This window comes from Pseudomonas sp. Sample_16, from assembly GCF_004307665.1.
In the GTDB taxonomy this organism is placed as follows: domain Bacteria; phylum Pseudomonadota; class Gammaproteobacteria; order Pseudomonadales; family Pseudomonadaceae; genus Aquipseudomonas.
Genome location: NZ_RCOB01000146.1, coordinates 67,444 through 79,733, shown reverse-complemented (window position 1 = coordinate 79,733; position 12,290 = coordinate 67,444). Strand labels below are relative to the sequence as shown.

Below are 12,290 nucleotides of genomic sequence, written 5' to 3'. Positions count from 1 at the left end.
ACTTGTTTGACTGATTATGCCGCTTGTTGAAATTGCTGCCGATACTGGTTCGGCGAGAGTTCCGTGTGCTGGCGGAACAGCCGCGCAAAGAAGCTCGCATCGTCATAGCCGACTTCGTAGCTGATGGTCTTGATGCTCTTGCGGCTACCGGACAGCAGGCCCTTGGCGGTTTCGATGCGCAGGCGTTGCAGGTAATGCAACGGCTTGTCGCCGGTGGCCGTCTGGAAGCGGCGCATGAAGTTGCGGATGCTCATGCCGTGCTCGCGCGCCACGTCTTCGAAGCGGAATTTATCGGCGAAGTGATCTTCGAGCCAATGCTGGATCTGCAGGATGATCACGTCCTGATGCAGTTTTTGCCCGCCGAACCCGATGCGTCCCGGGGAATAGCTGCGTTGCACTTCATAGAGAATGTCCCGTGCCACGGCCTGGGACACGTTGGCGCCGCAGAAGCGCTCGATCAGGTAGATGTAAAGGTCGCAGGCCGAGGTGGTGCCGCCGGCGCAGAACAGGTTGTCGGCGTCGGTCAGGTGTTTGTCCTGATTGAGCTGCACCCGCGGAAAGCGTTCGGCAAAGGCATTGAAGAAGCGCCAGTAGGTGGTCGCTTCCTTGCCATTGAGCAGCCCGGCTTCGGCCAGCCAGAAGACACCGGTCGCCTCGCCGCACAGGACCGCGCCGCGTGCATGTTGCTGGCGCAACCAGGGCAGGACTTGCGGGTAACGTTTGCAAAGGCTGTCGAAATCGTCCCAGAACGCTGGAAGTACGATGATGTCGGCATTTTCCAGTCCGCCATCCACCGGTATCAACACATCGCTGAAGGTATTGACCGGTTTGCCGTCGGGACTGACCAGGCGAGTCTCGAACGCCGGTGTCAGGCCTTGGCCCAATTGTTTGCCGTAGCGAAGGCTGGCGAGATGGAAGAAATCCTTGGCTTGCATGAGGGTGGAAGCGAAAACCCGGTCAATCGCCAGGATGCTGACGCGCCGCAATGGCGTGGAGGCTTGGTTAGACATAATTCAACTTTATTTTTATAGGGGGAAGTGGTCACCAGACGGCTGGATCGTCTTATTTTTTGTCGGATGTGTCCAGTGTCCTGTATCGGAAGCCAGGCATAGTCTCTGAAGGTCATCTCCTTCCAAAAATAACCAAAAGGTGCCGCATGATCCCCAGAACCCTGTTCAGTTCCGAGCACGAGCTTTTCCGCGACAGCGTGCGCACCTTTCTGGAAAAAGAGGCTGTGCCGTTCCATGGTCAATGGGAAAAACAGGGCTTTATCGATCGCAAGCTCTGGAACAAGGCAGGGGAGGCGGGGATGCTGTGCTCGCATCTGCCGGAAGAATACGGCGGGCTGGGGGCGGATTTTCTCTACAGCGCGGTAGTCATCGAAGAGGTGGGGCGACTGGGGCTGACCGGAATCGGGTTCTCCCTGCATTCGGACATCGTTGCGCCGTACATCCTGCATTACGGCAGTGAAGCGCTGAAACACAAATACCTGCCGAAACTGGTCTCCGGGGAAATGGTCACGGCGATTGCCATGACGGAGCCTGGGGCGGGTTCCGACTTGCAAGGGGTCAAGACCACTGCGGTGCTCGATGGCGACGAGTACGTGATCAACGGCTCCAAGACATTTATCACCAACGGTTTTCTCGCCGACCTGGTGATAGTCGTGGCCAAGACCGACCCGAAGGCCGGGGCGAAAGGTACAAGCCTGTTTCTGGTCGAAGCCAATACACCGGGGTTCGAAAAGGGCAAGCGTCTGGAAAAGGTAGGCATGAAGGCTCAAGACACATCGGAGCTGTTCTTCCAGGATGTTCGCGTACCGAAGGAAAACCTGCTGGGCCAGGCCGGGATGGGCTTCGCGTACTTGATGCAGGAATTGCCGCAGGAGCGCCTCACCGTGGCCATTGGCGGCTTGGCATCAGCCGAAGCGGCCCTGCAATGGACCCTGGATTACACCCGCGATCGCAAGGCGTTCGGCAAATCGATTGCGGATTTCCAGAATACCCGTTTCAAACTGGCGGAGATGGCAACCGAAATCCAGATCGGCCGCGTCTTCGTCGACCGCTGCCTGGAACTGCACCTGCAAGGCAAGCTCGACGTGCCGACGGCGGCGATGGCCAAGTACTGGGGCACTGACCTGCAATGCAAAGTACTCGACGAGTGCGTGCAGCTGCATGGCGGCTACGGATTCATGTGGGAGTACCCGATCGCGCGGGCATGGGCGGATGCGCGCGTGCAGCGGATCTATGCCGGGACGAACGAGATCATGAAGGAGATTATTGCGCGGTCACTGTAATGCCGTGTTGATCGTTCCCACGCCTGCGTGGGAACGCCTAAAGGGACGCTCCGCGTTCCAGCTTCAGAAAGGGACGCGGAGCGTCCCGGGCTGCATTCCCACGCAGAGCGTGGGGAGCGATCATTCGATCAAGGCGCAGGATTCGGATGATCCTTGTGTATCGCTTCAATCCCTTCCAGCACTTCCTCCGACAATCTCAGATCAAAACTGGCAATGTTGCTCTCCAGTTGCTCCAGTGTGGTCGCGCCGATGATGTTGCTGGTCACGAATGGCTGCTGCGTCACGAACGCCAGGGCCATTTGCGCCGGGTCCAGGCCGTGCTCGCGGGCCAGGGCCACGTAACGGCTGCAGGCTGCTTCCGATTGCGGGTTGAAGTAGCGGCTGAAGCGGCTGTAGAGGCTCAGGCGACCTTTCGGCGGACGCGCGCCACCTTCGTATTTGCCCGACAGGAAGCCGAACGCCAGCGGCGAATAGGCGAGCAGGCCGCATTGTTCGCGGATGGCAATTTCTGCCAGGCCAATTTCGAAGCTGCGATTGAGCAGGTTGTACGGGTTCTGGATCGACACCGCGCGCGGCCAGCCACGGGCTTCGGCCAGGGCGAGGAAACGCATGGTGCCCCATGGCGTTTCGTTGGACAGGCCGATATGGCGGATCTTGCCGGCCTTGACCTGTTCGTCCAGCGCTTCGAGGGTATCTTCCAGCGGCGTCAGGTTGGCTTCGATCTTGTGCTTGTAACCCAACTGGCCGAAGAAGTTGGTGCTGCGCTCCGGCCAATGCAGCTGGTACAGGTCGATGTAATCGGTCTGCAAGCGCTTGAGGCTGGCCTCCACGGCTTCGGTGATGTGCTGCCGGTTGTGCCGAAGGTTCTTGTCGCGGATGTAGTCGATGGTGTTGCCGGGACCGGCGATCTTGCTGGCGAGGATCCAGTCGGCACGATCACCGCGGCTTTTGAAGTAGTTGCCGATGTAGCGTTCGGTGGTGGCGTAGGTTTCGGCCTTGGGCGGCACCGGATACATTTCGGCGGTGTCGATGAAGTTGATCCCCGCGCCCTTGGCTCGTTCGATCTGGGCGAAGGCGTCTGCCTCGCTGTTTTGCTCGCCCCAGGTCATGGTTCCGAGGCAGAGGGCACTCACATTCAGATTGGTCCGGCCTAGCTGGCGATAGTCCATCGGGTGCTCCTTGGGCAAAACAATCATAAAAGCAGGTTGAATTATTTTTCGCAATCTGCATAATTGCGCACCTCTTTCTGCAGTGGAAGTGATGCGCCGCCGCCGAAGAATCTTGCCGTTGAACGGACGCGCCGACCCGAGCCCCCGAAAGCGTCTGTATCCGGCTGCCTTTGACTTGTCAAAGTACGCACTATTCAGTAAGATCCGCCGTCTAATTTACAGGGCGGCCCCTGAGGCTATAAAGAATGAAAACTTTTACTGCTAAACCGGAAACAGTAAAGCGCGACTGGTTTGTCGTCGACGCTGCTGGTCAGACCCTGGGTCGTCTGGCCACCGAAATCGCGAGCCGTCTGCGTGGCAAGCACAAGCCTGAGTACACTCCTCACGTTGACACCGGCGACTACATCGTCGTAATCAACGCTGAGCAGATCCGTGTTACCGGTGCTAAAACCACTGACAAAATGTACTACTCCCACTCCGGTTTCCCGGGCGGCATCAAGTCGATCAACTTTGAAAAGCTGATCGCCAAGGCCCCTGAGCGCGTGATCGAGACCGCGGTCAAAGGCATGCTGCCTAAGAACCCGCTGGGTCGCGACATGTACCGTAAGCTGAAAGTCTATGCGGGCGCTGCACACCCTCATACTGCTCAGCAGCCCCAAGAACTGAAGATTTAACGGAATAGTTCATTATGTCGGCGACTCAAAATTACGGCACTGGCCGTCGCAAGACCGCAACCGCACGCGTTTTCCTGCGTCCGGGTACTGGTAACATCTCCATCAACAATCGTTCGCTGGATAATTTCTTCGGCCGCGAAACTGCCCGCATGGTAGTTCGTCAGCCGCTGGAATTGACTGAGACTGTCGAGAAGTTCGACATCTACGTCACCGTGATCGGTGGTGGTGTAAGTGGTCAGGCTGGCGCAATCCGCCACGGCATCACTCGCGCTCTGATGGATTACGACGAAACTCTGCGCAGCGCTCTGCGTAAAGCCGGCTTCGTAACCCGCGATGCACGTGAAGTTGAACGTAAGAAAGTTGGTCTGCGTAAAGCGCGTAAGCGTCCGCAGTACTCGAAGCGTTAATTCGTTTCCACGTTCAAAAAAGAACGCCCGGATTCCTCACGGAACCGGGCGTTTTTTTATGCGTGAGATTTATCAAAGAATTGCGCTGTGACAACTTGCCACATCCGCAGACCCCCTATACTACAAGGCTTGGCAGTGGTGCCTCGGGGTAATTACCTTGTCAGAATTGGGGCTTTTCATTACCATTCGGCAAAATTTTTATAAGTGCACAGATTTACTTAGTAGATGCCTGATTTAACAGGCCACAAAGCTGATGGGAGAGGACTGAATGAGCAATGACGGCGTGAATGCAGGCCGGCGTCGCTTCTTGGTAGCAGCCACATCCGTGGTGGGTGCTGCAGGAGCGGTGGGGGCTGCGGTCCCGTTCGTGGGGTCATGGTTTCCCAGTGCCAAGGCGAAAGCCGCAGGTGCACCGGTGAAAGTGAATGTCAGCAAAATCGAGCCAGGCCAGCAGATGATTGCTGAGTGGCGCGGTCAGCCGGTATTCATCGTCCGCCGTACACAGGAAATCCTGGGGAATCTGAAGAAGATCGAGGGCCAGTTGTCTGACCCGACCTCCAAGAACTCGACACAACCGACCTATGTCGATCCGGAAACGCGGTCGATCAAACCTGAAGTTCTGTTGTTGATCGGTATCTGCACCCACCTGGGTTGCTCGCCGACATTCCGTCCCGAAGTGGCACCTGCTGACCTGGGCAAGGACTGGGTTGGTGGCTATTTCTGCCCTTGCCACGGCTCCCACTACGACCTGGCTGGCCGCGTCTACAAGGCACAACCTGCGCCTTTGAACCTGCCAGTTCCCCCGCATTCCTATGAGACCGATGACATCATTGTCATTGGCATCGATACGGAGAAAGCGTGATGAGCAAGTTCATGGATTGGGTTGATGCGCGCTTTCCCGCGACCAAGATGTGGGAAGACCATCTCAGCAAGTACTACGCCCCGAAGAACTTCAACTTCTTCTATTTCTTTGGCTCCCTGGCTCTGCTGGTTCTGGTCAACCAGATCGTCACCGGTGTCTGGCTGACCATGAGCTACACCCCGTCGGCTGAAGAGGCATTTGCTTCTGTCGAATACATCATGCGCGACGTCGAGTACGGCTCGATTTTGCGTTTGCTGCACTCCACTGGCGCTTCGGCGTTCTTCATCGTGGTCTATCTGCATATGTTCCGTGGCTTGCTCTACGGTTCGTACCAGAAGCCGCGCGAGCTGGTGTGGGTCTTCGGCATGCTGATCTACCTGGCGCTGATGGCTGAAGCCTTCATGGGCTACCTGCTGCCATGGGGTCAGATGTCCTATTGGGGCGCCCAGGTGATCATCTCGCTGTTCGGTGCGATCCCGCTCATCGGCGACGACCTGACTCAGTGGATCCGCGGTGACTACCTGATTTCCGGCATTACCCTGAACCGCTTCTTCGCCTTGCACGTGGTCGCCCTGCCGATCGTGATTCTGGGTCTGGTGGTGCTGCACGTCCTGGCGCTGCACGAAGTGGGTTCGAACAACCCGGACGGCGTGGACATCAAGAAGCACAAAGACGAAAACGGTGTACCGCTGGACGGCATCGCCTTCCACCCGTACTACACCGTGAAAGATATCGTCGGCGTGGTGGTGTTCCTGTTCATCTTCTGCTCGATCGTGTTCTTCTTCCCGGAAATGGGCGGTTATTTCCTCGAGAAGCCGAACTTCGAACAGGCCAACCCGTTCAAGACGCCTGAGCATATTGCGCCGGTCTGGTACTTCACGCCTTTCTACGCGATCTTGCGTGCGGTTCCGGACAAGCTCCTGGGTGTAATCGCCATGGGTGCGGCCATCGCTGTGCTGTTCGTCCTGCCGTGGCTCGACCGTAGTCCGGTCAAGTCCATGCGCTACAAGGGCTGGCTGAGCAAGATCTGGCTTTTCGTGTTCTGCATCTCGTTCGTGATCCTGGGTGTGCTGGGCGTGCTGGCTCCGACGCCAGGTCGTACGTTGCTGTCGCAGGTCTGCACCTTCCTGTACTTCGCCTACTTCATTCTGATGCCGTTCTACACCAGGCTCGAGAAGACCAAACCGGTTCCGGAAAGGGTGACTGGCTGATGAAAAAACTATTTGCTGTATTGATGCTTGCGGCGCTGCCGGTGTTCGCATTCGCTGCTGGACAAGCTGGGCCGGAGCTGGAAAAAGTCGACATCGACGTTTCCGACAAGGCAGCCATGCAGGACGGCGCACGCACTTTCGCCAACTATTGCATGGGCTGCCACAGCGCCAAGTTCCAGCGTTACGAGCGTGTTGCCGATGACTTGGGCATTCCTCACGAACTGATGCTGGAGAATCTGGTGTTCACTGGCGCCAAGATCGGCGATCACATGAACATCGGCATGCAGCCGGCTGACGCCAAGGCCTGGTTTGGTGCGGCTCCGCCCGACCTGACCCTGGTTGCCCGGGTTCGCGGCACCGACTGGCTCTATGGTTACCTGAAGTCGTTCTATGAAGATCCGTCGCGTCCTTGGGGTGTGAACAACAAGGTCTTCCCGAACGTCGGTATGCCTAACGTTCTGGTGGGCTTGCAAGGTCGTCAGGTCGTCGGTTGCAAACAGGTTCAGATCGTCGAAGACGGCAAGAAGCAATTTGATCCGCTGACCGGTACTGCGCTGACCCATGAAGCGTGCGATCAGCTGACCATCGTGCCGAAAAGCGGTGCTTTGACCGAAGAGCAGTTCGATGAGAAGGTCAAGAATCTGGTAACCTTCCTGGCTTACTCGGCTAACCCGGTTAAGCTGCAACATCAGCGCATCGGTACGTATGTATTGCTGTACCTCGCGTTCTTCTTCGTATTCGCCTATTTGCTCAAGCGCGAATACTGGAAAGATGTGCACTGATAAAGCTTCAAGCTATTGCTGTTAATCGCGCGCGCCCAAGGGCGCCTCTGAAAATGTAACGAGTCTGGTGATCCAGGCGTTACGGGAGGCGCCCTCTGGGCGCGCTCGTTTTTCCGCTTCCGATAATTTCTACAAGCGAGGAGGATCGCCATGGGCGTGACCAATCGGTTGGCCTGTTACTCCGACCCCGCCGACCACTATTCCCACCGAGTGCGAATCGTACTGGCAGAGAAGGGTGTCAGCGCCGAGATCATTTACGTTGAAGCTGGCCGTCAGCCGCCTAAACTGATCGAAGTGAACCCTTATGGCAGCTTGCCCACCCTGGTCGATCGTGACCTGGCGTTGTGGGAGTCAACGGTGGTAATGGAATATCTGGATGAGCGTTACCCGCATCCGCCGCTCCTGCCGGTTTATCCGGTGGCGCGTGCCAACAGCCGCCTGCTGATGCACCGCATCCAGCGGGACTGGTGTGGGTTGGTGGATCTGATTCTGGATTCGCGGACCAAGGAAGCGGCCCGTGTCGTGGCACGTAAAGAGCTGCGCGAGAGCCTGACCGGCGTTTCGCCGCTATTCGCCGACAAGCCGTTTTTCCTCAGTGAGGAACAAAGTCTGGTGGATTGCTGCCTATTACCAATACTCTGGCGATTGCCGATTCTGGGTATAGAACTGCCGCGGCCAGCCAAGCCGCTGCTTGATTACATGGAGCGCCAGTTTGCGCGTGAGGCTTTCCAGGCGAGTCTGTCTGGCGTCGAACGCGATATGCGCTAAGGCTTAAGGAGCCGCTATGAACTCCAGTCGACCTTATCTGGTCCGCGCGCTCTACGAGTGGATTGTTGATAACGATTGCACCCCGCACATGCTGGTGAATTCCGAGTATCCCTCGGTGCAAGTGCCGCAAGGTTTTGCCAGTGACGGGCAGATTGTCCTGAACGTATCGCCACAAGCCGTGCGACATCTGCACATGGACAACGAAGCAGTCAGCTTCGAAGGCCGCTTTGGTGGAGTGCCGCATACGTTGTACGTGCCTATCGCATCGATCCTGGGCATCTACGCCCGGGAGAATGGTCAGGGCATGGTCTTCGATCTCGAGTCGCCTATGGGCGAGGACGAAGAGATCGAGCCGGATGATGTTCCGCCACCGGACAGCGAGCCGCCGCGCCCCAGCGGTCGACCGAGCTTGAAGGTAGTGAAATAACAAAAAAGGCGATCCGGAAGGATCGCCTTTTTTGTTACTTGTAGGAGCACAGCTTGCTGGCTCCTACGGGGCGGTGGCGTTGTCAAAATCGCCATCGCTGAGAGGATCAGTCAATGTACTCGAACAACTTCACAATCTTCTGAACGCCGGAAACTCCCTGCACCAGGTTGGTTGCCTGGGCGGCTTCCTGTTTGGTCAGCAAGCCCAGCAGGTAAACGATACCGTTCTCGGTGACGACCTTGATGCGCGAACCGGGGATGTTCGGGTCGGTGAGCATCTGTGTCTTGATCTTGGAGGTCAGCCAGGTGTCGTTCTGGCGGGCCAGGAAGCCGGAGGGTGGGAGAATTTGCAGTTCGTTGTGAACGGTCTTCACGCGCTGAACGGCAGCGGCGGCCTGTTCGGCCTTGGCCTTGAGGTCGGCTCGCGGGGTTTGGCCGGCGAGCAGCACCACGCCGTTGAAACTGGTCACGACGATGTGCGAGTCGTTATCCAGCGCCGGGTCAGCCTTGGCGATGTTCACGCCGACCTTGGTGTCGATCAGCGAATCATCGATCTTGCTGCCGAAGGTGCGGGTGCCGCGGTCGTCTTCAATCGGTGCTTCACGGCTGGCATTAACCACCGAGGTGCAGCCGCTGATGCCGAGGCACAGGGTCAGGGCCAGTAGGCCGAGGCGATTAGGGGTCATTCTTCACTCCCGAACAGTTGGCTGTCGATCAAGTCGCAAAGGCAATGGATCGCCAGCAGGTGGACTTCTTGAATGCGTGCAGTGACGTTGGCGGGTACGCGAATCTCCACGTCCTCGGGCAACAGCAACGACGCCATGCCGCCGCCATCGCGACCGGTCAATGCTACGACAATCATTTCGCGATCATGTGCGGCCTGGATCGCTTGAATTATGTTTGCCGAGTTGCCGCTGGTGGAAATCGCCAGCAATACGTCGCCGGGTTGACCCAGCGCGCGGATCTGCTTGGAGAAGATTTCGTTGTAGCTATAGTCGTTGGCGATCGAGGTGATCGTCGAGCTGTCGGTGGTCAGCGCGATGGCCGGCAGGCTCGGGCGTTCGCGTTCGAAGCGATTGAGCAGCTCCGACGAGAAGTGCTGGGCATCACCGGCGGAACCGCCGTTGCCGCAGGAGAGCATTTTGCCTTCGTTGAGCAGTGCGTTGACCATGACCTGGCTGGCTTGCTCGATGTGCGGTGCAAGTACGTCCATCGCCTGTTGCTTGGTGTCGATACTGGCCTGAAAAAGCTGGCGAATTCTGGATTGCATGTCCATCTGTGTGACCTTAATGAGCGCGGCTGTCCGGCACGTGAAAGTGCAGCCCGCAAAACAAAGAGCAAAAATGTTGGGTTGTATCCGCTTCGTGGTGCAGGCAATCAGCTGTCGAAGGCATTCTGCAACCAGTTCAACTGATTGAGATTGCTGTCGATGGCAATCACGTCGAAACGGCAAGGGGAATTGGCCCAGCGCGACTCGCGCTGAAGAAAATACTGCGCGGCAAAAATCAGTTTCTGCCGTTTGCGCTCATCAATGCTATCGAGCGCGCCACCCCATTGAGTGTTTTTTCTGTAGCGAACTTCAACGAATACTACTGTATCGCCATCAAGCATGACCAGATCAAGCTCGCCGCGTTTGCACAACCAGTTCTGCGCCAGCAGGCGCAGACCTTGTTGTTGAAGATGCTCGAGCGCATGGCGCTCGGCATCCTGACCGCTTTGCCGGCGTGACCTCTCAGGCATCAGCGTTGGGTGTTCGGCAGGCGTTGAACCTGGCCGTTGACGAACTCTGCCCACGGCAACTGCCGCACGACACGCTGGTTCTGGGTCATGCCGAGGCTGCCCGACTGGCCTTCGATGCGGCTATCCGGCAGCGCCTTGAGTTGACCCAGGCGTGGCGCCAGGCGATAGGCGTCGACGCCCATTGCGTACAGGCGGCCCAGGCTACCGGCGGCTTGCGGCCATTGTGCCGTGACTTGTTGGCGCAGCGGATCATTGACGTCCAGCAACCATGGGGTTTCGCAGAAGCGGATGCCGTTCATGTCGTTGTACTGGTTTGCATCACCGCTGGCACTGAACACGTGCGACGTGGCGTAGACCGGAACGTCGCCGGCGTACTGGAAGTTCAGGGTCGGCTTGATCTGCTGGGCCTGTTGCGGCGTGGCAGCGAGGAAGATGAACTCGATATCCTGGCGACGGGAAGGCTGGGCGGCGACCTGCGAACCTACGGTGCTTTGCAGGCTCTTGGCGCGACCTTCGCTCTGACGCAGCTGGAACATGTCGGCAATCTGCTGGGCCAGTTGCACTGGCTGGTCGACGCGTTCGGTGGCAACGATGCTGCCGCCGTTGGCTTGCCAGTCCTGGCTGAACGCACGCAACACGCGATCGCCCCATTCGCCTTTCGGCACCATGATGGCAGCGCGATGCAGGCCGTCGGCGCGAGCGCGGCGGGAGACTTCGCGGGCTTCGTCTTCAGCGGCAAGCCCGAACTGGAACAGCTGGGGCGGACCTTGTTCGCCTTCGCTGTAGTTCAGTGCCAGGGTGGTGATTGGCAGTTGCGGGCGAGTGCTCAGCTGTTTGACCAGTGGCTTCTCAAGCGGACCGACGACCAGTTGCACGCCGTCTGCCTGGGCCTTGCGATAAAACTCGTCGAGGGAGGACAGTTTCGAGCTGTCATAGAACTCGATGGCTGGCGGCTTCTGCCCGGCTTGTTGGGCCTGATAGTGAGCGGCCATGAAGCCTTCGCGCAGCGCCTTGCCCACCGAGGCCAGTGGGCCGTCTTGTGGCAGCAACAACGCTATTTTGCTCAGGGGCTGGCTGGCCAGTTCCTTGAGTTTGGTCAGTGGCAGTGGCAACTGGGCGGCGGCCGGGTGTTTCGGATTCTGCTCACGCCAGTTGTCGATGGCAGCCTGCTGCTGTTCCAGGGTGCCGGCAGTTTTCACCGCCAGTGCCAGGCCCATCCAGCCGCCGAGGTCATCGGTGGTGTTGGGCTGCAATTGATCGGTCGGCAGCGAGGCGATCAATACCCAGATCGCTTCATGGTTTTTGCTGGCCGCTTCATCTTTGAGCATCGGCGCGATGAAGATCCGCTCCCGTGCGGCAGCCAGGGTCTGGCCGTCGGCTTCAAGCGCGCGGGCGCGAACGGTGCCGGTGCGGACCTGCTGTTCTTCAGGCAATTCGCCCAGGCGTTGCAGGCTCGGATGGCTCAAGGCCGTCAACGCGGCTTTTGGCTGGTTGCGGGTCATCGCCAATTCGGCGGCCAGTGTGCTGGCGAATACCTGCTGGCCGGGCTTGAGTTGCTCGACGGGTACTTGTTGCAGGATTTGTGCGGACTGGGCGGCATTACCCTGGCGGTAGGCCAGGTCAGCTGCGCTCAAGCGCAGCAATGCTGCATCCTCCGGCGATTTGCTCTGGGCGGCCTTCTCGAGCAGTTGCTCGATACTGGCATCCGGGGTCCGTGGAAGTTCGCCAAGGCTGGAGGAGGGCGAGCTGGCGCAAGCCGCCAGCAAGGCAGCGAGGCAGAGGGCAGTGAACAGCCGCAGGCAAGCGATCATGTAGTGTTCCTGATACTCGATCAAATTAGCGTGGAATTGTACCCAAGCACTGGCCGGGGCGCGATGTTAGTGGCGTGAATCGATCAATTTAGCTTGCGCAATTGTTGCTGTGCGGCACAAAACGCGGCAAAAGCGAGCATTGCTCAC

Annotated in this window: 14 protein-coding genes; 8 read left to right on the top strand and 6 right to left on the bottom strand. The window is 58.2% G+C overall.

All coding sequences use genetic code 11. From position 1 onward, the window contains the following. Positions 1 to 14 precede the first annotated feature (14 nt). A complete protein-coding gene (locus D8U69_RS19615; protein ID WP_177336558.1) occupies positions 15 to 935 on the bottom strand; it encodes a GlxA family transcriptional regulator in 921 nt (306 codons plus the stop codon). A 221-nt stretch (positions 936 to 1,156) separates the two neighbouring features. Between D8U69_RS19615 and D8U69_RS19610 the strand changes: the two genes are divergently transcribed. Continuing rightward, entirely contained in the window at positions 1,157 to 2,293 is a 1,137-nt protein-coding gene (locus D8U69_RS19610; protein WP_056853215.1) for an acyl-CoA dehydrogenase family protein, read from the top strand. 128 nt (positions 2,294 to 2,421) lie between these two features. Here D8U69_RS19610 and D8U69_RS19605 read toward each other — a convergent pair whose 3' ends face one another. Next, positions 2,422 to 3,462, bottom strand: coding sequence for an NADP(H)-dependent aldo-keto reductase (locus D8U69_RS19605; protein ID WP_130907942.1), 1,041 nt, complete (start codon positions 3,460 to 3,462; stop codon positions 2,422 to 2,424). Between the two features lie 245 nt (positions 3,463 to 3,707). Between D8U69_RS19605 and rplM the strand changes: the two genes are divergently transcribed. The 7 genes from rplM to D8U69_RS19570 all read left to right on the top strand — a co-directional run bounded on the left by rplM (position 3,708) and on the right by D8U69_RS19570 (position 8,593). Further along, on the top strand, positions 3,708 to 4,136 hold the full coding sequence (gene rplM / locus D8U69_RS19600; protein ID WP_003228062.1) for a 50S ribosomal protein L13: 429 nt from the start codon (positions 3,708 to 3,710) through the stop codon (positions 4,134 to 4,136). A gap of 14 nt (positions 4,137 to 4,150) precedes the next feature. Next, positions 4,151 to 4,543, top strand: a complete 393-nt coding sequence (gene rpsI, locus D8U69_RS19595) for a 30S ribosomal protein S9 (protein ID WP_003228056.1) — start codon at positions 4,151 to 4,153, stop codon at positions 4,541 to 4,543. Positions 4,544 to 4,811: 268 nt separating this feature from the next. Further along, entirely contained in the window at positions 4,812 to 5,405 is a 594-nt protein-coding gene (petA, locus tag D8U69_RS19590) for a ubiquinol-cytochrome c reductase iron-sulfur subunit (protein ID WP_056853213.1), read from the top strand. Then, on the top strand, positions 5,405 to 6,616 hold the full coding sequence (locus D8U69_RS19585; RefSeq protein WP_056853212.1) for a cytochrome bc complex cytochrome b subunit: 1,212 nt from the start codon (positions 5,405 to 5,407) through the stop codon (positions 6,614 to 6,616). Before petA ends, D8U69_RS19585 begins: the two co-directional genes overlap by 1 nt. After that, positions 6,616 to 7,398 (top strand): cytochrome c1, encoded by a 783-nt coding sequence (locus D8U69_RS19580; protein ID WP_056853211.1) that lies wholly within the window; start codon positions 6,616 to 6,618, stop codon positions 7,396 to 7,398. The genes D8U69_RS19585 and D8U69_RS19580 overlap by 1 nt, the downstream gene beginning before the upstream one ends. A gap of 150 nt (positions 7,399 to 7,548) precedes the next feature. Further along, entirely contained in the window at positions 7,549 to 8,166 is a 618-nt protein-coding gene (locus D8U69_RS19575; protein WP_056853210.1) for a glutathione S-transferase N-terminal domain-containing protein, read from the top strand. A gap of 16 nt (positions 8,167 to 8,182) precedes the next feature. Next, the gene (locus D8U69_RS19570) at positions 8,183 to 8,593 is read left to right on the top strand and encodes a ClpXP protease specificity-enhancing factor (RefSeq protein WP_130907941.1); all 411 of its coding nucleotides are present in this window, start codon (positions 8,183 to 8,185) and stop codon (positions 8,591 to 8,593) included. A 106-nt stretch (positions 8,594 to 8,699) separates the two neighbouring features. Here the strand turns inward: D8U69_RS19570 and D8U69_RS19565 are convergent, their stop codons facing one another. The 4 genes from D8U69_RS19565 to D8U69_RS19550 all read right to left on the bottom strand — a co-directional run bounded on the left by D8U69_RS19565 (position 8,700) and on the right by D8U69_RS19550 (position 12,143). Further along, on the bottom strand, positions 8,700 to 9,278 hold the full coding sequence (locus D8U69_RS19565; protein WP_056853208.1) for a BON domain-containing protein: 579 nt from the start codon (positions 9,276 to 9,278) through the stop codon (positions 8,700 to 8,702). Further along, positions 9,275 to 9,868, bottom strand: a complete 594-nt coding sequence (locus D8U69_RS19560) for a phosphoheptose isomerase (RefSeq protein ID WP_007904374.1) — start codon at positions 9,866 to 9,868, stop codon at positions 9,275 to 9,277. Before D8U69_RS19560 ends, D8U69_RS19565 begins: the two co-directional genes overlap by 4 nt. A gap of 101 nt (positions 9,869 to 9,969) precedes the next feature. Further along, positions 9,970 to 10,332, bottom strand: a complete 363-nt coding sequence (locus D8U69_RS19555; RefSeq protein ID WP_130907940.1) for a YraN family protein — start codon at positions 10,330 to 10,332, stop codon at positions 9,970 to 9,972. Further along, positions 10,332 to 12,143 (bottom strand): penicillin-binding protein activator, encoded by a 1,812-nt coding sequence (locus tag D8U69_RS19550; protein WP_130907939.1) that lies wholly within the window; start codon positions 12,141 to 12,143, stop codon positions 10,332 to 10,334. The genes D8U69_RS19555 and D8U69_RS19550 overlap by 1 nt, the downstream gene beginning before the upstream one ends. Positions 12,144 to 12,290: the final 147 nt, after the last annotated feature.